Origin of the sequence: Paraburkholderia sp. Ac-20347 (assembly GCF_017104805.1) — a bacterium.
In the GTDB taxonomy this organism is placed as follows: domain Bacteria; phylum Pseudomonadota; class Gammaproteobacteria; order Burkholderiales; family Burkholderiaceae; genus Paraburkholderia; species Paraburkholderia tropica.
The window spans coordinates 1-23,109 of record NZ_JAAGPN010000127.1; the positions used below are offsets into that span (position 1 = coordinate 1).

Below are 23,109 nucleotides of genomic sequence, written 5' to 3' on the forward strand. Positions count from 1 at the left end.
CACGCCGATGCGCGCGCTCGCCGCCGATAGCGCGCGGGCGCTACAGAGCGCAACCCAGGCGCTGGGCGCGCCGTGGACCGTCGGGCTGCGCACCGGCGACACCTCGTCGACCGAGCGCGCGCGCCAAAACCGACGCATGCCGTCGGCGCTCGTCACGACGCCCGAAAGCCTCACGCTGATGCTCACACGCGCCCAGGCGCGCGAGGAACTGGCGCATCTGCGGCTCGTCGTGGTCGACGAATGGCACGAACTGCTCGGCAACAAGCGCGGCACGCAAACGCAGCTTGCGCTCGCACGCCTCACGCACTGGCGGCCCGAACTCCAGGTCTGGGGGCTGTCCGCGACGCTCGGCAATCTCGCGCTCGCGCACGACGCGCTGCTGCATGGCGTACGCACGCCGCGCGTGAACGTGCGCGGCGCGCAACCCAAAACCCTGATCGTCGATACGCTGATTCCCGCCACCATCGAACGCTTTCCGTGGGGCGGCCATCTGGGCACGCGCCAGGTGGGCGCGGTCGCCGCGGGGATCGACGCGGCGCAAAGCTCGCTGGTGTTCACCAACACGCGCTCGCAGGCCGAAGCCTGGTATCGGTCGCTGCTCGAACTGCGGCCCGACTGGGCCGGGCTCATCGCCTTGCATCACGGCTCGCTCGACAAGTCGGTGCGCGACTGGGTCGAAGCCGGCCTGAAGCACGGCCGCCTGAAAGCCGTCGTCTGCACGTCGAGTCTCGATCTTGGCGTCGACTTTCTGCCCGTCGAGCGCGTGTTCCAGATCGGCTCGCCCAAAGGCGTCGCGCGGCTGATGCAGCGCGCGGGGCGCTCGGGCCACGCGCCGGGCCGCGTCTCGCGCGTCACCATCGTGCCCACGCATGCGCTCGAACTGGTCGAGGCGGCCGCCGCGCGCTGGGCGATCGGCGAGCGCCGCATCGAAGGCCGCGACATGCCGGTCAAACCTTTCGACGTGCTCGTGCAGCATCTCGTGACGGTGGCGATCGGCGGCGGCTTCACGCCGGGCGCGCTCTACGAGGAGATTCGCAGCGCCTATGCGTATCGCGATCTCACGCCCGCCGAATTCGACTGGGCGCTGGCCTTCGTCGAACGCGGCGGCGCCTCGCTCGGCGCGTATCCCGACTATCACCGCGTGGCGGCGGACGCCGATGGCGTCTATTGCGTGCCGCGCGACGACCTCGCGCGCCGCCATCGCAACAACATCGGCACGATCGTCGCCAACTCGACCATCGACGTGCGCTTTCTGTCGGGCGGCCGCATCGGCGCGATGGAGGAGTCGTTCATTGCGCGCCTCAAACCCGGCGACGTCTTCACGTTCGGCGGACGCGCGCTCGAACTCGTGCGCGTGCGCGACATGACCGCCTACGTGAAGCGCGCGCATTCCTCGCGCGGCGCGATGCCGCAATGGGCGGGTAGCAAGATGCCGTTGTCGTCCGAACTGGCCGACGCCACGCTCGTGATGCTCGCGCGCGCCAGCGACGGCATCTACGACGAGCCGGAAATGCGCGCGATCCAGCCGTTGCTCGAACTCCAGGCGCGCTGGTCGGCGTTGCCCGGACCGGGCGTGCTGGTAGCCGAAAGCGTGCGCACGCGCGAAGGTCATCACTTTTTTTGCTTTCCGTTCGCGGGCCGCATGGCGCATATCGGGCTGGGCGCGTTGATTGGCTGGCGCGTCGCGCGCGACCAGCCGAGCACGTTTTCGATTTCGGTGAACGACTACGGCTTCGAACTGCTGTGCGCCCAACCGTTCGACTGGCAGGCGCTGGTCGACGACGGCCTGTTCTCCGCCGCCCATCTCGAAGACGACATCCTCGCGAGCCTCAACGCATCGGAACTCGCCGCGCGACGCTTTCGCGAGATCGCGCGCGTTTCGGGGCTGGTTTTTCAGGGGCATCCGGGACAGCAAAAGAGCGCGCGCCAGTTGCAGGCGTCGAGCGGACTGTTCTACGAAGTCTTTCGCCGATACGACAGCGCGAATCTGCTGCTCACGCAGGCCGATCAGGAAGTCGTGCGGCAAGAGCTGGAATTCGAGCGCATTCGCGCGGCGCTCGCGCGCATGAGCACGAGTCGCTTCGTACTCGCGCGTCCGCCGAGGCCGACGCCGTTTGCGTTTCCGCTGATCGTCGCCCGGCTGCGCGAAAAAGTGACCACCGAGCATCTGGCCGATCGCGTCGAGCGCATGCTTGCGGAACTCGAAACCGCCGCGCACCGCGCCGACTGACATGGCCGCGCAAACCTACCCGATCGACGTGAACGGCGCGCCGCTGACGCTCTCGGCGCAGCGCGTGGCGTTCGATCCCGTGAACCGCGCGGTGTTCGTCGCGGACGTGCATCTGGGCAAGGACGCCGTGTTTCGCGCGCGCGGCATTCCGGTGCCGACGGGCGCGACAGCCGACACGTTCGCGCGCCTCGACGCCGTGATCGCGCAGTTCGCGCCGCAATCGCTGTATTTTCTCGGCGATCTGCTGCACGCGCGCGAATCGCATGCGCCCGAGGTGCTCGACGGGTTGCGCCGCTGGCGCGCGGCGCATCGCGGGCTGCGCCTCGTGCTGGTGGAGGGTAATCACGATCGGCACGCGGGCGCGCTCGCCGATGAATTCGGCATCGAGACGGTGTTCGAACCGTATCGACTCGGGCCGTGGGCGCTATGTCATCATCCGCAGCCGGACGCGGACGGCTATGTGCTCGCCGGACACGAGCATCCGGTCTATACGCTGCGCACGGGCGTCGACCGCGTGCGTTTGCCGTGCTTTCGCTTCGGCGCGCGCGTGGGCGTGCTGCCGGCCTTCGGCGCGCTGACCGGCGGCTACGAAGGCAGCGGCGAGCGCGGGCCGGAAAGCGTGTACGTGGTGGCCGCGAATCGCATCTTCAGCGTCCGGCGCTGATGCGCGCGACGTCTTTATCGTCCTCGCAACCTCTGCTGGCGGAGGCTCAGCGCCACGACGCCATCGACTCGAACACGCCGTCGCGGCGCACCAGCGCATGCAGGAGCGCCGCCGCGAGATGCAGCAGGATCAGCGCGAAGAAGCACAGCGCGAGAAAGCGATGCGCGTTCCAGAGCGCCGAATGCAGCGCGTTGCTGTGCGGCAGGAACGCGGGCAGGCGCACGCCCAGCACCATCACCGGATAATCGGCCGCCGAAAGCATGCCCCAGCCGATCAGCGGCAGCGCGATCATCAGCGCGTACAGCACGACGTGCGAGAGGCGCGCGACGAGCTTCATCGGCTCCGGCATGGCTGCGGGCAGCGGCGGCGCGCCGCGCACGAGCCGCAGCACGAGGCGGATCAGCGCGAGCACCAGAATCGCGATGCCGAGCGGCTTGTGGATGGAGACGAGCGTGAGGTAGTCGGGCCGCACCGTCGACACCATGCCCACGCCGATAAACAGCATCGCGAGAATGCAGATCGCCATGAGCCAGTGCAGGACGCGCTGCGCGGGACTGAAGCGGGGGTGGACGGCGTTCATGGCGCGACTCCTTGCGCGTTGCCGCGCGGGTAGTCCTTGTCTTCGGCGGTGCGGCGGTTGAACGACACCGAATAGGCGGCTGAGCGCGCGGCCGGGAACGGATCGTCCGAGACGTGCATGCCGGCGGGCAGTACCGTCGGGTCGAAGTTGAGGTTGCGGCACGGGCCGTCCGCTTCGGGTTCGATCGCCGTGACGATGAGCGTGCCCGCGTCGACGGTGCGCCGGTCGTCGGGCCAGGCCTGGCTCGGATCGGCGGTCGGATCGCCCGGATTCGCGACCGTGATGCGCAGCGTCCAGCGTTGCGGCGCGGCCTGCACGCGCTGGACGATATCGGTTTCGAGGAAGTTGGGCGCGAGGTGCGCCGCGTCGGCGGCGGAGAGCGGTTGCGGCGCGGCCGCCGGCACGAAGGACCAGCGCACGGCATGCGCCTCGCCCGCCGCGTTCGTGAAGATGAAACTGTTCAGGCTGTTGTAGCGGTCCTGCGCGAACGACGCGGTGAGCGGCGTCGTCGATGCCCACGCGCCGAAGTGCGCGAACTCGGGATGCGCGGCGATGAAGTGCTTCATCGCGTCCGGATCGCTCTTGTTGCCCGCCGCGCCGAGCAGCTCGTAGAACGCTTGCGGCGTGGCGACGGGGAAGAACGGCGCGTCGATCATGGCCGAGCGCCACTCGCTGCCGCCGGGCGAGCCGATGCGCAGGCCGAGGCCGCGCACGTGGACGCTCGGGTCGGGCGCGTGCGGGTCGGCGGTCGCGAGATTGAAGCGGCCCGTGGCGGCGAACGTGCCGGCGGCGAGCATCGGCGCGCTCGACAATTGCGCGCCCGCGCCGTTCGATTCGAAGCGGCCCGTGAAGCAGATGCCCTTCGCGTGATTGCGCCGGAAGCCCAGCGCGGGGCCGCCGGGCGGGGCGAGCCGGTCGACCAGTTTGGCGGGCGTGAGCCGGTGCGGAGACAGCCAGCCGGCGGTCCACGCGAATGCGGCGGCCAGCGCCAGCACGACGACGCCGATCAGCGCCAGCGCGCCGAGGTGATTCGAATTCGAAGGTGGGGAGGTGTTGTTGCCAGCCATTGCACGGTCTCCTTAGCTGAGCGTTCGTGCAATCTATCAGGTGGCAAAAAAACGTGGGCGTGAAATGTTGGGTCTGATGAATCCCTTTTAGCGCGCACCGCCGCGCCGGAATGTCGGCGCGGTGCGATGCAGCATCAGAAAATCACGTAGATCTTGCGCAGCGTTTCGTTGATTTCCCAAAGGCCTTCGGTATTGGCTTCGAAGAACATCGTGTCGCCGCCCTTGAAATGCAGCGTTTTTTCGCCATCGGGCGTGAAGCGCCCCGAGCCGGACAGGAAATGCATGACCTCGGCTTCCTTCACCGAACGCCGGTACGTGCCGGGCGAGCATTCGAACACGCCCGTGTCGACGGCTTCCGCGCCGGGAATCACCACCTGGCGGCCCGTGACGCGCGCGGGCTCCGTGCCGGGCAGGCCCGCCGTGCCCCAGTCTTCGAGTTCCGTCACCTGCGCGGCCTGCTGAATCTGCTGAACTTTCACTGAATGAATTCCTGTTGACGTGAGGTGTGATCGAGTCGCTGTTCGATGCGGCCGAGCCGCACGACGGTCACGCCGGGCCGCAACTGACGCAGCGAAGGCATGACGAGCATGCAGTCGTCGTAGGGCGTGAGCACGGGTTCGCCATTCGACCAGCCAATCACCGTGCCCGCCGTATCGAAAGTTTCGAGGCCCGTATAAGGACCGGCGAAACGGAAATCCATGCTGCTCGCGACCACGGGTTCGGTCACGCGCACGACGGTCATCTGCGCGGGCAGCGGCTGGAGCCAGCCGCCGGGCAGATCGCTCGCGTCGATCACGCCCGCGTGCAGCAGAAAGCGCGCGGTGCTGTCGCGCGCGACATCGACGGCACGCTTTTCCCAATGTTGTCCGCACTCGATCAGCAGCGCGTTCTTCGCGCTTTGCGGATCGCCGAAGCCTTCGTAGTCGCGCATACGGCGGCCTTCCGGATGACCCTCGTCGCAGATCACGGTAGCGGGCACGCCGAGTTGCGCGGAGAGTGCAATGCCTTTGTCGAGCGGCCCGGCGACGATCAGCGGCGCGCTCTTTTCGTGCATCGAATGCAGATCGAGCAGCAGATCGACGCTGTCGATCACGGGGCGCATGACGCGCGCGCGATCGAGTTCGGACGAGCGGCGCGACGTATCGTCGAGCGTGGCGGCGGTCCAGACGCGGTTGAAATCCTGATCGACGAAACGCGCCTTGTCGGGTTGCGCGGGATCGAAACGCGCATACGCATCGACGTTCGCGAACGCCAGCGTGAGACGGCCGCGGCGAGGACGAAGTTGCGCGCGCAACAAGGCATCGACGACGATCGCGCCGCACACTTCATTGCCGTGCGTGAGCGCGTTCACCATCACATGCGGACCGGGCGCGCCGGAGTCGAACGTATGCACGTAGGCGATGCCGGTGTTGCCTTCGGCGTGCGCGGCGATGTCGGGGAACGCGACTTCGATCGGATAGGCGTCCATGCTCATGCGGGATCTCCGTGGCAGAGATAGTTGATCGACGGAGAAGCGTCGAGTCGGGATTGGTTGATTCGGGTTCCTTGGCGAATGCGGGCGGCATCCAGTCCGCTACGGAGCGGGCTGGATGCGCACTGTCATGGCGCGTCAGCCCATCGCCTGATTGATGATGCCGTAAGCACGCCAGGCCGCGTCGGGTTCGCCGCTGTGCTTCTCGGCGCTCGCGTTGCGCACCATCTTGACGACCGAATCCACGGGCACGAGGCCGACGCTCGGCAGCCACGCTTCGATACCCGCGCCGCCCGGCACGTCGAGGCGCACGAAGTCGCCGACGTGCTGCGCGAGCCAGTGCGAGACGAGGGCTTTCGCGCGTGCGTGATCGTCGAGATCGCCACTGTCGCCCGACGTCGCGGCGACCACGGGGCCGATGGCGTAGCCGCGGCCGAAGCGGCGCGCGAGCGCGAAGCCGGTGATGACGCCGTCGCGTTCGAGCACGACGCCGCCTTGCGCGACCGCGAACAGGGCTGGCAACGTGGCGCTGCGGTCGAGGCCGCAGCCGCGCGAAGCGAGATCGATGAGTGTCGCCAGATCGGCGGGCGCGACGGCGCGCAGCGTTTCGCCTTGCGGCAGCACGACGGCGGGCGCCTGTTCGACCGTGCCCTGGTGTTGAGTGAGGCCGCCGCAGGCCGCGAAGCCGAGCTTCTCGTAGAGCGGCTGACCGGCGGGTGTGGCGTGCAGGAAAGTCACGCGCTCGCCGAGCGCTTCGAGCACGAGTTCCATCAGCTTGCGGCCGATGCCGCGTCCTTGCTGATCGGGCGAGACGATCACCATGCCGAGCGTGGCGCGGTCGGCGCGGAACTTCCAGCACAGTGCCGTGCCGATCACGACGCCGTTGTCGACGGCGACGAAGCCTTCGCCCGCCTCGAGAGCGAAGCGCCAGTCTTCGGGGCGATGCGGCCAGCGCACGGCCACGGAGAGACCGTGGGCGGCGTCGATGTCGTCGGCGCTGAAACGGCGGTAGTGAAGGTCGGGCTTGACGGCGGATTCGGACACAGCGGACTCCTGGATAACGGCGTGGACGGCATGTTCAGATTCGACTGTCGCATGCGGCTCGCAGGCTTCATAGGACGATCTTCCTGACTTGAGCGAGCACAAGCGGCGACAGCGCGCGGCTTTTTTATTGTTCATCGCATTCAGAAAAGTTTCAATATAATGAGTGGCATTGTGCGTGCTTTCACTGTCACGCAGCGGACGCGCCGCGCCGTCGCCATGCACCGAAACCGTGCGCCGGCGTTGGGGAACGAACCGGTTTTGCGCGCCCGGCACCGAATTCAACAGGAAACTCATGCGAACCCAGTCCAGCAAGAAAGTCGCGGTGTTGCCGAGCCACGCCGATGTCGGCGCGCGGCTGCGCGCGCTGCGCAACGCGCGCGGCCTGTCCGTCAATGAACTCGCGCTGCGCGCGGGCGTGTCGGTCGGCACCGTGAGCCAGGTCGAGCGCAACAAGGCCAATCCGTCCGTGCGCATTCTGGAGCGTCTGCGTCAGGCGCTCGACGTGCCGTTGAGCGCGTTACTTGAAGAGGACGATGCGCCGTCCGATCCGCTCACGGGCGATTTCGTGCGCCGCGCGGCGGAGCGCCCGCTGTTCGAAGTGGGCAAGAACGGCATGCAGAAAGAACTGCTGTCGCCGCACGGCGAGCACGATCTGCAGATGATGGTCATCATGCTGCCGGCGGGTTCGGGCTCGGAGGAGGTGCTGGTGGGCGTCGGCGAAAAATGCGGCCTCGTGATGGAAGGCACGGTGATCCTGAACGTGGGCGATCAGCGCGCCGAGCTGCGCGCGGGTGACAGCTTCCAGTTCAAGAGCACGGTGCCGCACAGCGTGCGCAATGAAAGCAGCAAGACGGCGCGGCTGTTATGGATCATGAACACGCGGCCGCCGGTCATTCATCTTTAAGTGTCTTTGGTGGCGCCGGTTATCGCCGGTTTATCGTCTGGTTCGGCGCCGCATCCTGCTTGTTCTTCCTCGCTTCGTTCTGAACGCGCTTCACGCGCCATCTCCCCACGCTTTCATTCTCGTTGATGCCCGCGATACCGGCCTGTATCGCGCGGATGAACGCGCGCGCCTTGCCGTTTCATTCTTCTGTCGATTGCTTGTGTGCCGAATGCGTGTCAAGTGCGTGCCGCTTGTGTGCCGCCAGCGCGCCAGTAATGAAGCGCGCGTGAGTCGAATCGCCGCTACGGGTTCGCCCTGGCCCGATTCTCGCGTAAGCAAAGCGCATGAGCATGCATTTCGCAGAATTATTTTTGATCACTAGCCAAGCCTCGTCTGTTCACTATAATGAACTTCAACGCGTGGTTGTTCATTTTGCCGCTGAGGCATCGAACCGCCACTTGCTGAAGCGGCGATGGCGCGCACGCTACGACTCGCGAGCGCGCCATCGCCGGGCTAACCGGTTTTCGAACAGGCTGAGCATGACTACTCCGTCGCTGGATTTCGATCCGTCCGCAATCACGCTGCCGCAAGGCCATTTCATTGGCGGCGCGTATTACCAGACCGATGAAACGCCGATCGCCGTGCATCGTCCCTCGGACGGTCGTCTGCTGGGTTACGTGCCGGATGCGTCGGCGCAGACCGTCGATTACGCGGTATCGAACGCGCTGCAGTCTTGGAAGACGAGCGGCTGGGGCACGCGCTCGCCGCGCGAACGCGCCCGGGTGCTGACGCGCTGGGCCCAACTGATCGACGAAAACGTGGTCGCGCTGGCGCAGCTCGAAGCGGTCAGCTCCACGCGTCCGGTCGCGGAAGCGTATGCGTCGGATGTGCCGTTCACGGCCGAAGCGATTCGCTTCTTCGCGGAACTCGCGGACAAGCTCGGCGGCGACATTGCGGCGACGCGTCAAGGCAGTCTCGGCTTCGTCGCCTCGGAGCCCTATGGTGTGATCGGCGCGATCACGCCGTGGAATTTTCCGCTCTCGATGTGTTCGTGGAAATGCGGTCCGGCACTGGCGGCGGGCAATGCGGTGGTGCTGAAAGCCTCGGAAATGACGCCGTTTTCCACGCTGCGTCTCGCCGAACTGGCGATCGAAGCGGGCATGCCGCCGGGCATTTTCAATGTCGTGAACGGACGCGGCGCGACCACCGGTTCGGCCATCACGCGGCACCCCGATATTTCGAAGGTGAGTTTCACCGGATCGACGCGCACGGGCGCCGCGATCATGAGCGAAGCCGCTTTTCACGGCACCAAGCCGGTCACGCTCGAACTGGGCGGCAAGAGCCCGCAACTGGTGTTCGCGCAGGTGCCGGATCTCGCTCACACGGCGCGCTGCGTGGCGCGCGGCTTTACCGCGAACGGCGGTCAGGCCTGCGTGGCGGGTACGCGTCTGATCGTTCACAAGCAGATCGCCGAACCGCTGATCGACGCCGTGCAACGCGAACTCGCAGGCATTGCGCCGGGCGCGATGTGGTCGAGCGCAACGCGTTATTCGCCGATCATCAGCCCCACGCAGGCGCAGCGCATTGCCACGCTGATCGACGAGAGCCGTGCGCAAGGCGCGGAAGTGCTGTGCGGCGGCGGCTTTTTCGAAGACACCGAAGACGGCTGGTTTCATCGCCCGACGTTGCTCGCCAACGTCACCGACGACACACCCGCCGTGCGCGAAGAATTGTTCGGCCCGGTGCTCACCGTGCAGACCTTCGAGGACGAAGAGGAGGGCATCGCGCTCGCGGCGCACCCGACCTACGGTCTCGCGGCCGGCGTGCATACGAGCGATATCGGCCAGGCCATGCGTGCGATGCGGCGCATCGCGGCGGGCACGATCTGGATCAATCGCTATGGCCGCAGCGGCGACATGATCATTCCGACCGGCGGCTTCAAGCAGTCGGGTATCGGCAAGGATCTTGGACGCCAGGCGCTCGAAGCGAGCATGCGCCACAAGAGCGTGCTGATCGATTTCGATACGGCCTGAGTTTTACCGCAATCGTTGCAACTCAGGCTTCAACGCAGGCTTTAACTTCGGTTTCAATTTCGCCGCATGGGCGCACGATCCGTGCAGCGTTCATTTCATTGAACACGGATTGCGCGTAACGCTTCACAAGTATTTTCGACACCCCGGGCCGCGCCGATTTCGTCAGCATGACTGATTAGTTGGCATGCATGCGCAGCGCGCCGTTCTCACTTGATTCGAGCCTGAAAACAGGTTCGCCACGACGACAGGATGCAGACCATGATCGATTTCGAGCCGAAGTACATCACCTTCGACTGCTACGGCACGCTGACCAACTTCCAGATGGCCGACACCGCGCGCCAGCTTTACGGCGACCAACTCGATGCCGCGAAGATGAACGAATTCGTGGAATTCTTCCGCGGCTATCGTCTGGATGAAGTGCTCGGCGCATGGAAGCCGTATCGCGATGTCGTGGTGAATTCGATTCGCCGCACCTGCGAGCGCACCGGCGTACCGTTCGAAGAAGCGACCGCGCTGAAGATCTACGACGCGGTGCCCACGTGGGGCCCGCACGCGGATGTGCCGGAAGGTCTTTCGCGTCTCGCCTCGAAGTACAAGCTCGTGATTCTCTCGAACGCCGACGACTCGCAGATCCACAGCAACGTCGAGAAGCTCGGCGCGCCGTTCCACAAGGTCTACACGGCGCAGCAGGCGCAGGCGTACAAGCCGCTGCGCAAGGCGTTCGAATACATGTTCGATCAGCTCGACTGCAACCCGGAAGACGTGCTGCACGTTTCGTCGAGCTTCCGCTACGACCTCATGACGGCTTACGACATGGGCATCAAGCACAAGGCTTTCGTGAATCGCGCCCACGAACCGCTCACGCCGTATTACCAGGTCAACGAAGTCAAGAGCCTGCCGCATCTCGCGGAACAGCTCGGCCTGTAAGCAGCGTTATTGCCGGTTCATTCGCCCACTTGCCCTCACCGTCGGTCATCAGGAACGCAACACGATGAAGCTCGATTCGTACTGGCTCGATACCGCGCCGCGCTTTACGAAGCCCGCCCAGGGGCCGCTCGCCGGCCGCGTGGACGTGGCCGTGGTGGGCGGTGGCTTTACCGGCTTGTCGGCGGCGCTGGCGCTCGCGAAGCGCGGCTATTCGGTCACGGTGCTGGAAGCCGGGCGCATCGCGGGCCAGGCGTCGGGCCGCAACGGCGGACATTGCAACACGGGCGTCGCGCAGGACTACGCGGCGCTCTCGGCGAAACTCGGCAAGGAGCGCGCCTCGCTGTTTTATCGCGCTTACGCCGAAGCCGTGAAGTCGGTTGCGCAGATCGTCGAGGAAGAACAGATCGATTGCGATCTGCGCCGGAGCGGCAAGATCAAGCTCGCTGCCAAGCCGCATCATTACGCGTCGCTGGAGAAGACCTTCGAAGCCTTGAAGCGCGATGTCGATGAAGACGTCGAGCTGGTTTCGCGCGAACGTATTCGCGACGAAATCGCGTCGGACGGTTTCTACGGCGGCCTCGTGCAGCACAACGGCATGCAGCTGCATATGGGCAAGTTCGGTGTCGGTCTGGCCGAAGCGGCGGCGCGTCACGGCGCGCAGATCTTCGAGGAAACGTCGATGGTCGGCCTCAAGCCGCTCGGCGGCCACGCTTACGAAGTGCAGTGCGAACGCGGCACGCTGCGTGCCGATCGCGTGCTGCTCGCTACCGGTGCTTCGCAGAGCGGTCCGCTGCAATGGTTTCGCCGCCGCATCGCGCCCGTCGGCAGTTTTATCGTCGTCACGGAGCCGCTCGGCAAGGCGCGTCTCGATGCGCTGCTGCCCACGCGCCGTTCGTATGTGACGACGCGCCAGATCGGCAATTACTTTCGTCCGACGCACGACGACCGTTTGCTGTTCGGCGGCCGTGCGCGTTTCGCGATGTCGAATCCGCGTTCGGACGAAAAGAGCGGCCGTATTTTGCGTGACGGCATGCTTCAGTATTTTCCGCAACTCGCCGACGTGCGCCTCGATTACTGCTGGGGCGGTCTCGTCGACATGACGGCCGACCGGCTGCCGCGCGCGGGCGAGCACGAAGGTTTGTTCTATTCGATGGGCTACAGCGGCCACGGTGTGCAGATGTCGGTGCACATGGGCCGCGTGATGGCCGACGTGATGTTCGGTGCCGCCACGCGCAACCCGTGGCGAGCGCTCGAATGGCCTGCGATACCCGGACACTTCGGGCGCGCGTGGTTTCTGCCGCTCGTCGGCGCGTATTACCGGTTGCAGGATGTGCTTCATTGAGCCGATGCCGAGCGCCGACCCTTTCACGGCGCAGCGCAAATAGTCAAGACTCTCCACAAGGAAACCAGACCATGTCGCGTACCACCCTTGCATTCGCCGCCGCTTCCGTCGCGTTCTCGCTGTTCTGCGGCGCGGCCCATGCCGATACCCCGACCGTGACCGCCGGCTCGCCGCCGTCGAGCGCGCCGACCACCTTCCTCGACGTCAAGACGCAGAAGATCGAAGGCATCATGCCCGACGTCGTGCGCGAAATCGGCAAGCGCGAGGGCTTCGACGTGTCGTATCAGGCCGTGCCGTTCTCGGCGCTGATTCCGGCCGTGGTCTCGGGCAAGATCGACATCATCGTCGCGGGCATGACGCCCACGGCCAAGCGCGCCGAAGTGGTCGACTTCTCGCAGCCGGTCACGGCTTTCGGCGAAGGCATCATCGTGAAGGAATCGAACAAGACCAACTACAAGTCGGTGCAGGACATGAAGGGCATGTCGGTCGGCGCGCCCACGGGCACTGACTACGGCGACCAGCTCGTCAAGCTCGGCATCTTCAAGGAAGTGAAGATGTACGACAGCCCGGCCGACATGACGCGTGACGTTGCGATCGGCCGCATCGTGGCGGGCTTCAACGACTATCCGATTCTCAAGGCGCAGGAAGCCGCGGGCGCGATGGCCGGCACGCGCGTGGACGACGATTACGTGCCGATGCAGAAGTTCGATATTGCCGTGGGCGTGAAGAAGGGCAACACGGCGCTGCTCGGTAAAGTGAACGACGCGCTCACGAAGATGAAGGCCGACGGCACGCTCGACAAGATCCTGAAGAAGTGGCACCTGGCGGGCTGATCCGCCACTGAATGACCGGAATGCGGCGCGGCGAGAAGGTTCGCACCGCCGCCGCGCTCCGGCCCGGCCCGCCTTCGCGGCGCGGCGTATGACTCGCGGGCTTTCCCCCGTCCGCGAATGAAAGCATAAGGCACACCATGCGTTGGCACGACATAGTCGATTTTGTCCCGATCCTGCTGCAAGGCGCGGTGATGAGCATCATCATCACGGTTGGCTGCCTGCTGCTGAGCACTGCGCTGGGCCTCGTGTGGGCACTGCTCAAGATGTCGCGTTATCCGGCGGTGGTGACGGCCGTGAGCGCGATGATCAACGTGGTGCGCGGCCTGCCGATGATCGTCCTGCTGTTCTATATTTATTTCGTCTTGCCGGACTTTCATATTGAAGTGTCGGCGTTGCAGGCGAGCATTATCGGCTTGAGTTTCGGTTATTCGACCTATGTCGCGGAAATCATCCGCTCGGGTATCGAGGCCGTCGATCCGGGCCAGTATGAAGCGGCGCAATCGCTGGGCATGGGCCGCGTGAAAACGATGGTGCGCGTGATTCTGCCGCAAGCGGTGAAGGTCGCGCTGCCGCCGTACAGCAATACGCTGGTGATGATGCTCAAGGACTCGTCGCTCGCGTCCACCATCACGGTGGCGGAAATGACGCGACAAGGTCAGTTGATCGCGGCATCGACGTTCCAGAATATCACCGTCTATACGCTCGTGGCGATCGGGTATCTGCTGATGAGCCTGCCGCTCATGAGCATGACGCGGCATCTCGAGCGCCGTTTCGGCAAGCACAAGGCGAAGAAGTGAGGTTGCGATGATCGAAATTACCGATGTCCACAAGAGCTTTGGCGCCACGCCCGTGCTCAACGGCATTTCGCTGAAGATCGAACAGGGCGAAGTGGTGTGTCTGATCGGCGCGTCCGGCTCCGGCAAATCGACGCTGCTGCGCTGCATTAACGCGCTCGAATCGTACGACGCGGGCGAAATCAAACTGCTCGATCAGCGTGTCGAACAGCGCTCGCGTCATATCAATCATCTGCGCACGCAAGTGGGCATGGTGTTTCAGCGCTTCAATCTGTTTCCGCATCGCACCGCGCTCGAAAACGTGATGGAAGGGCCGGTGCATGTGAAGAAGGAACCGCTGCATTCGGCCAAGCGCGACGCCGAGGAATTGCTCAACAAGGTCGGGCTCGGCCACAAGCTTCACTATTATCCGCATCAGCTTTCGGGCGGTCAGCAGCAGCGCGTGGCGATTGCGCGTTCGCTCGCGATGAAGCCGAAGGCGATTCTGTTCGACGAACCCACTTCCGCGCTCGATCCCGAGCTCGTCGGCGAAGTGCTCAGTGTGATGCGCACGCTCGCGAAGGAAGGCATGACGATGCTGGTCGTCACGCACGAAATGGGCTTTGCGCGCGAAGTCGCGGACCGCGTGTGCTTTCTGCACGGCGGCCACATCATCGAACAAGGTAGCGCGCAGCAGGTGTTGTGCACGCCGCGCGAAGCCCGCACGCGCGAATTCCTGCGTCACGTGCTGGGCAATCGCAGCGAAACGCAAAGCGCGCCTGAAGGCGCGGCGGGAGCGGCGGCATGAACGGACGATTCGTGCGGCTCGGCGAAACCGCGCGCGCCAAGGTGTCGATCGTGATCGACGGGCACAGCGTGGAAGCGCTCGAAGGCGATACGCTGCTCACGGCCATGCTGTGCAGCGTGCGATATGTGCGCCAGTCGGAATTCGGCGAGGAGAAACGCGCGGGCTATTGCCTGATGGGCGCGTGCCAGGACTGCTGGGTCTGGACCGATGCGGGCGAACGCCTGCGTGCCTGCACGACCGTGGTCGAAGCCGGCATGCGTCTCGTGACCACTCAACCGGAGGCGCAATGGGCGAACCTCGCATTGTGATCGTCGGCGCGGGGCCGGCGGGCGTGCGCTGCGCGCAAACGCTGCTGGCCGCGGGCCTGCGCCCTACGCTGATCGACGAAGGCCGCCGAGACGGCGGGCAGATCTATCGGCGTCAGCCTGATGGCTTCACGCGTCCGTATGCAAAGCTCTACGGCACGGAAGCGCTGCGTGCGCAGGATCTGCACGAGACCTTCACGCGCTTGCGCGCGCAGATCGATTATCGGCCGCAAACGCTCGCGTGGAATATCTGGGACAAAAAGCTGCATATCGTGCGCGACGGTCATGCGAGCGCGCTCGATTACGATGCGCTGATTCTGTGCCCCGGCGCGACCGATCGATTGCTTCCCGTGAAGGGCTGGCAATTCGCGGGTACCTATAGCCTCGGCGCGGCGCAGATCGCGCTGAAATCGCAGGCCTGTTCGATCGGGCGGAGCGTGGTGTTCATGGGCACCGGGCCGCTGCTGTATCTGGTCGCGAGTCAATATGTGCAGGCGGGCGCGAAAGTCGCCGCCGTGCTCGATACGTCGGCGGCAGGCGCGCGTTTGTGTGCCTTGCCGAAGCTGCTTGCGCGTTTCGATGTTTTGCGCAAGGGCAGCGCGCTCGTGGGTGCGCTCAAGCGTGCGGGCGTGCCGATGTACAACGGCATCGAGCCGGTTGAAATCGTCGGCACGCCGGACGAGGGTGTGAGCGCCGTGCGCTTTCGCACCGCGAGCGGCCAGATCGAGCAGATCGATTGCGACGCCATCGGCATGGGCTATCACCTGCGTCCCGAAACGCAGCTCGCCGATCTCGCGCGCTGCGCGTTCCGCTTCGATACGCTGACGCGTCAATGGCTGCCGCAAATCGACGAACTCGGACGCAGCAGCGTGCCCGGCGTGTATCTCGCGGGCGATGGCGTGCGTGTGCTGGGCGCGGATGGTGCCGAAAACGCGGGCCGTCTTGCTGCGCATGCCGCGCTGATCGATCTGGGCCGAACAGAGCAAGCGGGCGCGCTCGATGCGCTCAAGCGCGAGCAACGCCGCATGGACCGCTTTCGCGAGGGACTGGCGCAAGCGTTCGAGTGGCCCGCGCAACAGATCGCGAAGCTGCCCGACGAAACCATTGTGTGCCGCTGCGAAGGCATCACGGCGGGCGAATTGCGCCGCGTGATCCGCGACGAGGGCGCGCAGGAAGCCAACCGCGCGAAGGCGCTGAGCCGCGTGGGCATGGGCCGTTGCCAGGGACGCTATTGCGGCCACGCGGCGGCGGAAATTATCGCGGACGCCGCGCGCGTGCCGCTCGAGCAAGTCGGACGTTTGCGCGGGCAGGCGCCCGTGAAGCCGCTGGCCATCGCGACTGTGGAGGATACGGAGTGAAGCGCGCGCAAGCCGATGTTTTGATCGTGGGGGGCGGCTTCATGGGCGCCGCCACCGCGTTTTTCCTGCGTCGCCGCGGCAAGTCGGTGATTCTGCTCGAACGCCAGTTGATCGGCCAGCAGGCGAGCGGCACCAACTTCGGCAACGTGCGCCGTCAAGGGCGCTTGCTCGCGCAATTGCCGCTGGCGAACCGCTCGCGAGAAATCTGGCTGCGCATGCCGGAATTGATCGGTCACGATGCCGAGTTTCTGATGTCAGGCCATTTGCGCGTGTGCTATCGCTCCGAGCAGGCCGACATGTTCGAGACCTACGCGCGCGATGCGAAGCATTACAACCTCGATCTGGAAATGCTGCACGGCGATGCCTTGCGCAAGCGCTTTCCGTTTATCGGCCCTGAAGTGCTGGCCGGTTCGTATGCGCCTATCGACGGCCATGCGAATCCGCGTCTCGCTGCGCCCGCGTTCGGACGCGCCGCCGCGAAACTCGGCGCGCAAATCTTTGAAAACACCGATATTGTCTCGGTCGAAAAAGAAGGCAATGAGTTTCGCGCCACCAGCGCCGACGGCCGCACGTTTCATGCGCCCGTTCTGCTGATTACGGCCGGTGCGTGGGGCAGCACTTTGAGCGAGCAGTTCGGCGAGCCGGTGCCGATTGCCGTCCACGGTCCGCAAATGGCCGTGACTGAACCGGTGCCGTATAGCATCGCGCCGGCAGTGGGCGTATCGTCGCCGCAGATCGCGGAGGTCGTGTATTTCCGCCAGGTCGCGCGCGGCAATATCGTGATTGGCGGTTGTGCACGCGGGCCTGCGTTTCTCGATGCGCGTCGTGCGAAAGTGCTGCCGCAAAGCACCTTGCTGCAATTTCGCCAGGCGCAGCGCGTCGCGCCCGCGCTCAAGCGGCTCAATATTATTCGCGTCTGGAGCGGCGTGGAAGGCTATATGCCCGACGATCGGCCGATCATGGGCGCGAGCGGAACCACGACCGGTTTGTTCTACGCGTTCGGTTTCTGCGGGCACGGTTTTCAACTCGGACCGGGCGTGGGCGACACGATGGCCGAACTGATCGACACGGGCGCAAGCTCGACGCCGATCGAGCCGTTCGATATTCGCCGCTTTGCCGCCTTTCAACCGCCTGCAGGCGGTCCGCAGGCCGCACCGCAATCGGTGCCGGCGACCTGATTCACGGACTCGCAGGCATGCCATGTTGATTGCTTCGACTTTGCAGACCGCGCCGACTGCACGGCGCAGCGGCGAAACCCGCACCACGGAAACGACGCGCGCCGTGCAGCGCGCGCTCGATTTCATCGAGTCGTGTTTCGCCGAGCCGATCAGTCTGAGCGAACTTGCGGAAATAGCGGGACTGAGCGTGTCGCGTTTCGCGGCGCGTTTTAGCGGCGAAGTGGGTGTGTCGCCGCAGCAATATGTGCGCATCGTGCGCGTGCGTCACGCGCAGCGTCTGCTGCGCCGTGGCATCTCGCCTTCGCTCGTGGCGGCGGAAGTGGGCTTTTTCGATCAAAGCCATTTGTGCCGCCATTTCAAACGCGTGCTGGGCCGCACACCGGTCGAATGGCTCAATGCGGGCGCGCCGTCTCTTTCTTTATCCCCGATTGTTCCTGTCGCTTCGCGTGCGTGAGGCGTCTTGTGCAGCTTGATCCGTGCGCGCAATAAAAAAGCCGCGAGACTCAAGGCGAATCTCGCAGCCGGAACTTAAGCGATAGTTGCGCGCGCTTCTTTTTAGAAAGCGCGCGCGATTCAGTCAAGCCCTTTATGACAACGCGGCGCGTACTTCGCGCTCTTCGAGCACATCGTCGAGCGTGCGTTTCAGGCGCGTGAACAACTGCTCGAATTCCGCTTCGCCATAACAGAGCGCGGGTGCGAAACCGAGAATGTTGTCGCCGAAAGCGCGGAACACCAGGCGATTGCGATAAGCGGACGCCGCAATGCGATCCGCGAGTTTCAGCGAAGCATCGAAACGCGCGCGCGTGGATTTGTTCGCGACGAGTTCGAGCGCGCCAAGCAGACCTCGATGACGCGAATCGCCCACGAGCGGATGATCGAGCAGGCCGTCGAGACCGGCGGCGAAACGGGGCGCCAATGCCTGCGCGTTCGCGAGCAGACCGCCTTCGTGATAGAGGCGCAAAACTTCGAGACCGATGGCGGCGCTCACCGGATGCGCGGAATAGGTCTGGCCGTGGCCCACGATCGCCGTATCGTTCTTGTCGCCCGCGATGCCTTGATACACGGCGTCGGACATGAGCACAGCGCCCATCGGCGCATAACCCGAGGTGAGACCTTTGGCGACCGTCATCAGATCGGGCTCGACATCTTCGGCTTCGCAGGCAAACAGCGGGCCGGTGCGGCCGAAACCCGTGATGACTTCGTCGGCCACGAACAGGATGTCGAGACGGCGGCACGCGTCGCGCATCGCCTTGAGCCAGCCGCGCGGCGGCACGATCACGCCGCCCGAACCTTGAATCGGCTCGCAGAAAAACGCAGCCACATGTTCCGCGCCGAGTTGCGCGACTTTCGCTTCGAGCGACGCGACGGAAGCGGCGATCAGCGCGGCGTCGTCGGCACCGTCTTCGCGGCGATAGGCGTAAGGCGAGGGCAGATGATGCTGGTTCGGCAGCGGCAGATCGAAATGGCGATGAAACGCGGGCAGCGCCGTGAGGCCCGCACCGACCGACGACGAACCGTGATAACCGCGTTCGAGCGCAATCATCTGCTTCTTGCCCGGACGGCCCGTGGCGTTGAAATAATGCGTGATAAAGCGAATCGCCGAATCGACCGCATCGGAACCGCCGAGCGTGAAATACACGTGCTGCAGCGAAGCCGGCGTCACGTCGACGAGTTTCTGCGCCAGTTCGATGGCCGGTTCCGACGAGAAATGGAAATACGTGGTCGCGTAAGGCAGTCGCGTCATCTGGCGCGTGGCGGCTTCGACAATGCTCTGCTGACCGTAACCGACATTCACGCACCAGAGACCCGAAAACGCGTCGAGCAATTCATTGCCGTCGATATCGCGCAGATACGCGCCGTGACCGGATTCGAGCACGGTCGTCCCTCGCGCTTCATGCGCGCGATAGTTGATCACAGGGTGAATCAGATGCTTGCGATCGGCTTCGATCAGCGGCGAATTGGACATGACGTGACGGCCCCGTTGAATGACGGTGAGTGACAAAGTGGATCGCACGATGGTAGCGCCGCGCGTGTCTCGGCGTGCAGGGAAAAAATCGCGCAAACAGCAGCGGCGCACTCTTTTCGGGGGCTTTTCAGCATTTTCTGCTGGGGCGTTCCAACGCCGCGCCACGTGTGCCGAAGCGCTTCGCGGTTCGCCAAATCGCGTCTACAATGCGGCGATATTCGATGCGGTTTGGTGGCGCGGCCGGATGGATCAACGCCATTCCTGCCCCATGGTCTCTTCACACACGAACAGGTAACCGAAACAATGAGCAAGACTTACAGGATCGCGGCGATTGCCGGCGACGGCATTGGTCAGGAAGTGATGCCCGAGGGCGTGCGCGTGGTGGAAGCCGCCGCGAAGCAATTCGGCCTCTCTATCGAGTTCACGCATTTCGACTGGGCGAGCTGCGATTACTACCTGCAGCACGGCAAGATGATGCCCGACGACTGGTTCGCCACGCTCAAGGGTTTCGATGCGATTTACTTCGGCGCGGTGGGTTGGCCCGAGAAGGTGCCCGACCATATTTCCCTGTGGGGTTCGCTGCTCAAATTCCGCCGCGAATTCGACCAGTATGTGAATCTGCGTCCCGTGCGTCTGCTGCCGGGCGTGCCGTGTCCGCTCGCCAACCGCAAGCCCGGCGATATCGACTTCTTCGTCGTGCGCGAAAACACCGAGGGCGAATACAGCTCGGTGGGCGGCAAGATGTTCGAAGGTACCGAGCGTGAATTCGTGCTGCAGGAATCGGTGTTCACGCGCCAGGGCGTGGATCGCATTCTCAAGTACGCATTCGAACTCGCGAATCAGCGCGGCCGCAAGAAACTCACGGCGGCCACGAAGTCGAATGGCATTTCGATCAGCATGCCGTATTGGGACGAACGCGTCGCGGAGATGGCGCGGGATTATCCGCAAGTGCAATGGGATAAACAGCACATCGACATTCTGTGCGCGCGCTTTGTTTTGCAGCCCGATCGTTTCGACGTGGTGGTGGCCTCGAATCTGTTCGGCGATATTCTTTCCGACCTCGGTCCTGCCTGCACGGGCACGATCGGCCTCGCGGCGTCGGCGAATCTGAATCCGGAGCGCAAGTTCCCGTCGCTGTTCGAACCTGTTCACGGTTCCGCGCCCGATATTTTCGGCAAGCAGATTGCGAATCCGGTCGCGATGATCTGGTCGGGCGCGATGATGCTCGAATTCCTCGGCAACGGCGACGCGCAGTTCAAGGCGGCGCACGACGCGATCATGCAGGCGATCGAGAAGGTGCTCGTGGAAGGTCCGCGCACGCCCGATATGGGCGGCACGTCGAAGACGGCGGACGTGGGCGCGGCGGTGGTTGCTGCGTTGCAATAAGCCCCGCAGCCAGCGTGTGCGTGTGCGCACGAGCCTGACACTTGCCGGGATCGGACCGCCGCGTTACCGTGTGGCGGTCCGCTTTCCCGTGGAGACGTCATGACCGCACACGCGCATTCGTCGTTTGCCGCCTTCGAGCCCGCGCGCGCCGCGTTGCTCGTCATGCATTATCAGACCGATATTCTCGGGCTGTTTCCGGCGGTCGCGCCGGTTTTGCTCGCGAATACGCGCGCGTTATGCGATGCCGCGCGCGCGAAAGGCGTGCGCGTGGTGTTCGCCAATCTGCGATTCAGCGCCGGATATCCGGAAGTCAGTTCGTTGAACAAGAACGGGCAGGGCATTAAAAGTCTGGGCCTGTTTATCGACGACCGGACCGCGCCGGAACTGGCTCAACAGCCCGACGAAGCGCTGATCGACGCGCATCGTGCCAGCGTATTCACCGGCACCGGTTTGCAGGCGCAACTCGCGGCGCAAGGCGTGGATACGCTGATCATGGTGGGCATTGCGTCGACGGGTGTCGTGCTCTCGTCGCTGTCTCATGCGAGCGACGCGGACTTCCGTCTCTACACCGTCAAGGACTGTTGTTACGACCCGGATGAGGTCGTGCACGAGCATCTGTTTGCTACGGCGTTCGAAACCCGCAGTACGGTGCTCTCACTCGACGAGGCGCTGCGCCTGCTCGCGTGAGCGAAGCACACCACCTCACGCGAATTCCGCGCGTCGCGAGGCGAAACTCAGCGCCAGCACCGCGAAAATCAGCACGCCCGTCGCCACTTGCTGCCAATAGAAGTTCCAGCCGATCAGCAACAATCCGTTCGCGACGAGACTCAGCAGCAACACGCCGAGCAGCGTGCCAGGCACATTGGGGCGCCGCGTGCGTGACAGCGTCGTGCCGATGAAAGTCGCGCCGATCGCGTTGAGCAGATAACCGTTGCCCGCTTGCGGCACGTAGGCCTTCACCATCGACGCCAGCAGCAGGCCGACCACGCCATAGATCAGCGCGCCCGCCACGAAGGTGGCGACCACCACGGCCGCGACCGGCAAGCCCGAATAGCGCGCGACGCCGGGCTGCGAGCCGAGCGCGGCGCTGTAGCGTCCGAACACCGAATGCGCGAGCGCCACATGCACGGCCAGCGCGAGCGCCGCGACGATCCACAAGGGCAGCGGCACGCCCGCGAAGCTGCCGTGCGCGAGCGCGCTGAACAGCGGCGGCAGGCTCATGCCGAGCAGATAAACGGGCTGACCGCCATCGGTGGCGAGTTGCTGCAAGGTCTGGCCGATAAACAGCGTGCCGAGCGTCGCGAGAAACGGCGCGATGCCGAGTCCCGCCACCAGCACGCCGTTGAACGCGCCCACCAGCAAGGCCGCGCCGAGTCCCGCGAACGCGGCCAGCGGCACGCCCACGTGATGCGCGGTGAGCAGCACGAACACGAGGCTCCCGACATCGACAGCGGTGCCGAGCGAGAGATCGACCGCGCCGATCGAGAGCGCGAGCGTCATGCCGAGTGACGCGATTGCCAGCAATGCGAAGTTGTTGAGCAGCACGTCGGCGAGGTTGGCCGTACGCGCGAAGCCCGGCGAGCACACCGCGAAGAACACGCTGACGGCGACCAGCGCGCCCGGCAGCGAAAAGCGCTGAACGCGCGCGAACCAGTCAGTCATGAGCATGGGTTCCGAGATGACGACGGCGCAGCAGCGCCGTGGTCGCGACCACGAACAGGATCAGTGCGCCTTCCACGCCGTTGACCCAGTAGCTGGAAACGTTGTCGAGTTGAAAGCCGTTGCTGACCACGCCGATGAACAGCACGGCCAGCAGCGTGCCGGGCATGGTCGGGACCATGCGGCGCGAAAACACCACGCCGAGCAGCGCCGACGCCACCACCGCCAGCAGGTTTTCGCCCGCGCCCGGCGAACTGCCGCTCAGCAGCGCCGACGAGGCGAGCGCGGCGAGTCCCGCCGCGAATCCGCCGATCAGATAGCTCGCGGCCACATAAGCGCGCACGTTCAGGCCCGCCGCGCGCGCGGCTTGCGCGTGCTCGCCGCTCGCGCGCAAGCGCAGCCCGAACGGTGTGTAGTGGACCAGCAGCGTGAACAGCGCAGCGACCGCGACCAGCGCCGTCGCCATATGCGGGATGCCGAATGCGCCTTCGTCGATCAACCAGCCGAGCAGCGGCGAGGACGCGGGCACCGACGTATTCTGCGTGAGCACGAGTTCGAGGCCCGCGCAGAGATTCATCGTCGTGAGCGTGGCCAGCAGCGGC

General features: G+C 64.9%; 23 protein-coding genes and 1 pseudogene. 15 read left to right on the plus strand and 9 right to left on the minus strand.

Going from position 1 to position 23,109, the window contains the following annotated elements:
• On the plus strand, positions 1-2,230 hold a 2,230-nt coding region (locus G3N97_RS22885; protein WP_205995244.1), incomplete at its 5' end, for a ligase-associated DNA damage response DEXH box helicase.
• A gap of 1 nt (position 2,231) precedes the next feature.
• Positions 2,232-2,894 carry a ligase-associated DNA damage response endonuclease PdeM gene (gene pdeM, locus G3N97_RS22890; protein WP_205995245.1) on the plus strand — a complete coding sequence of 221 codons (663 nt, stop codon included), beginning with the start codon at positions 2,232-2,234 and terminating at the stop codon, positions 2,892-2,894.
• Positions 2,895-2,940: 46 nt separating this feature from the next.
• Here the strand turns inward: pdeM and G3N97_RS22895 are convergent, their stop codons facing one another.
• The 5 genes from G3N97_RS22895 to G3N97_RS22915 all read right to left on the minus strand — a co-directional run bounded on the left by G3N97_RS22895 (position 2,941) and on the right by G3N97_RS22915 (position 7,056).
• Positions 2,941-3,474: a cytochrome b/b6 domain-containing protein gene (locus G3N97_RS22895; RefSeq protein WP_065059655.1), complete on the minus strand. Its 534-nt coding sequence runs from the start codon at positions 3,472-3,474 to the stop codon at positions 2,941-2,943.
• On the minus strand, positions 3,471-4,541 hold the full coding sequence (locus G3N97_RS22900) for a catalase family peroxidase (RefSeq protein WP_205995246.1): 1,071 nt from the start codon (positions 4,539-4,541) through the stop codon (positions 3,471-3,473). The genes G3N97_RS22895 and G3N97_RS22900 overlap by 4 nt, the downstream gene beginning before the upstream one ends.
• Positions 4,542-4,675: 134 nt before the next feature.
• On the minus strand, positions 4,676-5,020 hold the full coding sequence (locus tag G3N97_RS22905) for a cupin domain-containing protein (RefSeq protein ID WP_205995247.1): 345 nt from the start codon (positions 5,018-5,020) through the stop codon (positions 4,676-4,678).
• Positions 5,017-6,009, minus strand: coding sequence for a M14 family metallopeptidase (locus tag G3N97_RS22910; RefSeq protein WP_205995264.1), 993 nt, complete (start codon positions 6,007-6,009; stop codon positions 5,017-5,019). Before G3N97_RS22910 ends, G3N97_RS22905 begins: the two co-directional genes overlap by 4 nt.
• A 141-nt stretch (positions 6,010-6,150) precedes the next feature.
• A complete protein-coding gene (locus G3N97_RS22915; protein ID WP_346778109.1) occupies positions 6,151-7,056 on the minus strand; it encodes a GNAT family N-acetyltransferase in 906 nt (301 codons plus the stop codon).
• 292 nt (positions 7,057-7,348) lie between these two features.
• Here G3N97_RS22915 and G3N97_RS22920 point away from each other — a divergent pair, with 292 nt between their 5' ends.
• Positions 7,349-7,960: a helix-turn-helix domain-containing protein gene (locus G3N97_RS22920; protein WP_205995249.1), complete on the plus strand. Its 612-nt coding sequence runs from the start codon at positions 7,349-7,351 to the stop codon at positions 7,958-7,960.
• Between the two features lie 518 nt (positions 7,961-8,478).
• Entirely contained in the window at positions 8,479-9,972 is a 1,494-nt protein-coding gene (locus G3N97_RS22925) for an aldehyde dehydrogenase family protein (RefSeq protein ID WP_205995250.1), read from the plus strand.
• A 22-nt stretch (positions 9,973-9,994) separates the two neighbouring features.
• Here the strand turns inward: G3N97_RS22925 and G3N97_RS22930 are convergent, their stop codons facing one another.
• A complete protein-coding gene (locus G3N97_RS22930) occupies positions 9,995-10,141 on the minus strand; it encodes a hypothetical protein (RefSeq protein ID WP_205995251.1) in 147 nt (48 codons plus the stop codon).
• A gap of 89 nt (positions 10,142-10,230) precedes the next feature.
• Here G3N97_RS22930 and G3N97_RS22935 point away from each other — a divergent pair, with 89 nt between their 5' ends.
• The 9 genes from G3N97_RS22935 (at position 10,231) to G3N97_RS22975 (ending at position 17,950) form a co-directional block, all read left to right on the plus strand.
• A complete protein-coding gene (locus G3N97_RS22935) occupies positions 10,231-10,899 on the plus strand; it encodes a haloacid dehalogenase type II (protein WP_205995252.1) in 669 nt (222 codons plus the stop codon).
• A 64-nt stretch (positions 10,900-10,963) separates the two neighbouring features.
• Entirely contained in the window at positions 10,964-12,241 is a 1,278-nt protein-coding gene (locus tag G3N97_RS22940) for an FAD-binding oxidoreductase (protein WP_205995253.1), read from the plus strand.
• Positions 12,242-12,312: 71 nt separating this feature from the next.
• Positions 12,313-13,074, plus strand: coding sequence for an ABC transporter substrate-binding protein (locus G3N97_RS22945; protein WP_205995254.1), 762 nt, complete (start codon positions 12,313-12,315; stop codon positions 13,072-13,074).
• Between the two features lie 137 nt (positions 13,075-13,211).
• The gene (locus G3N97_RS22950) at positions 13,212-13,871 is read left to right on the plus strand and encodes an amino acid ABC transporter permease (protein WP_065059647.1); all 660 of its coding nucleotides are present in this window, start codon (positions 13,212-13,214) and stop codon (positions 13,869-13,871) included.
• A 7-nt stretch (positions 13,872-13,878) separates the two neighbouring features.
• Positions 13,879-14,655 carry an amino acid ABC transporter ATP-binding protein gene (locus G3N97_RS22955; protein ID WP_205995255.1) on the plus strand — a complete coding sequence of 259 codons (777 nt, stop codon included), beginning with the start codon at positions 13,879-13,881 and terminating at the stop codon, positions 14,653-14,655.
• Positions 14,652-14,963 (plus strand): (2Fe-2S)-binding protein, encoded by a 312-nt coding sequence (locus G3N97_RS22960; protein WP_205995256.1) that lies wholly within the window; start codon positions 14,652-14,654, stop codon positions 14,961-14,963. The genes G3N97_RS22955 and G3N97_RS22960 overlap by 4 nt, the downstream gene beginning before the upstream one ends.
• Positions 14,942-16,318 (plus strand): FAD/NAD(P)-binding oxidoreductase, encoded by a 1,377-nt coding sequence (locus G3N97_RS22965; protein WP_205995257.1) that lies wholly within the window; start codon positions 14,942-14,944, stop codon positions 16,316-16,318. Before G3N97_RS22960 ends, G3N97_RS22965 begins: the two co-directional genes overlap by 22 nt.
• Positions 16,315-17,496, plus strand: a complete 1,182-nt coding sequence (locus tag G3N97_RS22970) for an FAD-binding oxidoreductase (protein ID WP_205995258.1) — start codon at positions 16,315-16,317, stop codon at positions 17,494-17,496. Before G3N97_RS22965 ends, G3N97_RS22970 begins: the two co-directional genes overlap by 4 nt.
• Positions 17,497-17,518: 22 nt before the next feature.
• Complete coding sequence (locus G3N97_RS22975; RefSeq protein ID WP_205995259.1) at positions 17,519-17,950, plus strand: AraC family transcriptional regulator; 432 nt, start codon at positions 17,519-17,521, stop codon at positions 17,948-17,950.
• 132 nt (positions 17,951-18,082) lie between these two features.
• On the opposite strand, the gene G3N97_RS22980 is transcribed toward G3N97_RS22975, so the two are convergent.
• Entirely contained in the window at positions 18,083-19,462 is a 1,380-nt protein-coding gene (locus G3N97_RS22980) for an aspartate aminotransferase family protein (RefSeq protein ID WP_205995260.1), read from the minus strand.
• A gap of 303 nt (positions 19,463-19,765) precedes the next feature.
• Between G3N97_RS22980 and G3N97_RS22985 the strand changes: the two genes are divergently transcribed.
• Both G3N97_RS22985 and G3N97_RS22990 read left to right on the plus strand, forming a co-directional pair.
• Positions 19,766-20,848 carry a tartrate dehydrogenase gene (locus G3N97_RS22985; RefSeq protein WP_205995261.1) on the plus strand — a complete coding sequence of 361 codons (1,083 nt, stop codon included), beginning with the start codon at positions 19,766-19,768 and terminating at the stop codon, positions 20,846-20,848.
• Positions 20,849-20,947: 99 nt separating this feature from the next.
• Complete coding sequence (locus G3N97_RS22990) at positions 20,948-21,535, plus strand: isochorismatase family cysteine hydrolase (RefSeq protein ID WP_205995262.1); 588 nt, start codon at positions 20,948-20,950, stop codon at positions 21,533-21,535.
• Positions 21,536-21,550: 15 nt separating this feature from the next.
• Here G3N97_RS22990 and G3N97_RS22995 read toward each other — a convergent pair whose 3' ends face one another.
• On the minus strand, positions 21,551-22,510 hold the full coding sequence (locus G3N97_RS22995) for an ABC transporter permease (protein WP_205995263.1): 960 nt from the start codon (positions 22,508-22,510) through the stop codon (positions 21,551-21,553).
• Positions 22,503-23,109, minus strand: a pseudogene (locus G3N97_RS23000) (ABC transporter permease); the annotation flags it as partial. The pseudogene G3N97_RS23000 and the gene G3N97_RS22995, both read right to left, overlap by 8 nt.

Excerpts from the sequence above, each read along its gene's own strand:
- pdeM (WP_205995245.1), top strand. The coding sequence starts at position 2,232 with ATGGCCGCGCAAACCTACCCGATCGACGTGAACGGCGCGCCGCTGACG.
- G3N97_RS22895 (WP_065059655.1), bottom strand. The coding sequence starts at position 3,474 with ATGAACGCCGTCCACCCCCGCTTCAGTCCCGCGCAGCGCGTCCTGCAC.
- G3N97_RS22900 (WP_205995246.1), bottom strand. The coding sequence starts at position 4,541 with ATGGCTGGCAACAACACCTCCCCACCTTCGAATTCGAATCACCTCGGC.
- G3N97_RS22910 (WP_205995264.1), bottom strand. The coding sequence starts at position 6,009 with ATGGACGCCTATCCGATCGAAGTCGCGTTCCCCGACATCGCCGCGCAC.
- G3N97_RS22920 (WP_205995249.1), top strand. The coding sequence starts at position 7,349 with ATGCGAACCCAGTCCAGCAAGAAAGTCGCGGTGTTGCCGAGCCACGCC.
- G3N97_RS22925 (WP_205995250.1), top strand. The coding sequence starts at position 8,479 with ATGACTACTCCGTCGCTGGATTTCGATCCGTCCGCAATCACGCTGCCG.
- G3N97_RS22930 (WP_205995251.1), bottom strand. The coding sequence starts at position 10,141 with ATGCTGACGAAATCGGCGCGGCCCGGGGTGTCGAAAATACTTGTGAAG.
- G3N97_RS22935 (WP_205995252.1), top strand. The coding sequence starts at position 10,231 with ATGATCGATTTCGAGCCGAAGTACATCACCTTCGACTGCTACGGCACG.
- G3N97_RS22940 (WP_205995253.1), top strand. The coding sequence starts at position 10,964 with ATGAAGCTCGATTCGTACTGGCTCGATACCGCGCCGCGCTTTACGAAG.
- G3N97_RS22945 (WP_205995254.1), top strand. The coding sequence starts at position 12,313 with ATGTCGCGTACCACCCTTGCATTCGCCGCCGCTTCCGTCGCGTTCTCG.
- G3N97_RS22950 (WP_065059647.1), top strand. The coding sequence starts at position 13,212 with ATGCGTTGGCACGACATAGTCGATTTTGTCCCGATCCTGCTGCAAGGC.
- G3N97_RS22955 (WP_205995255.1), top strand. The coding sequence starts at position 13,879 with ATGATCGAAATTACCGATGTCCACAAGAGCTTTGGCGCCACGCCCGTG.
- G3N97_RS22960 (WP_205995256.1), top strand. The coding sequence starts at position 14,652 with ATGAACGGACGATTCGTGCGGCTCGGCGAAACCGCGCGCGCCAAGGTG.
- G3N97_RS22965 (WP_205995257.1), top strand. The coding sequence starts at position 14,942 with ATGGGCGAACCTCGCATTGTGATCGTCGGCGCGGGGCCGGCGGGCGTG.
- G3N97_RS22975 (WP_205995259.1), top strand. The coding sequence starts at position 17,519 with ATGTTGATTGCTTCGACTTTGCAGACCGCGCCGACTGCACGGCGCAGC.
- G3N97_RS22980 (WP_205995260.1), bottom strand. The coding sequence starts at position 19,462 with ATGTCCAATTCGCCGCTGATCGAAGCCGATCGCAAGCATCTGATTCAC.
- G3N97_RS22985 (WP_205995261.1), top strand. The coding sequence starts at position 19,766 with ATGAGCAAGACTTACAGGATCGCGGCGATTGCCGGCGACGGCATTGGT.
- G3N97_RS22990 (WP_205995262.1), top strand. The coding sequence starts at position 20,948 with ATGACCGCACACGCGCATTCGTCGTTTGCCGCCTTCGAGCCCGCGCGC.
- G3N97_RS22995 (WP_205995263.1), bottom strand. The coding sequence starts at position 22,510 with ATGACTGACTGGTTCGCGCGCGTTCAGCGCTTTTCGCTGCCGGGCGCG.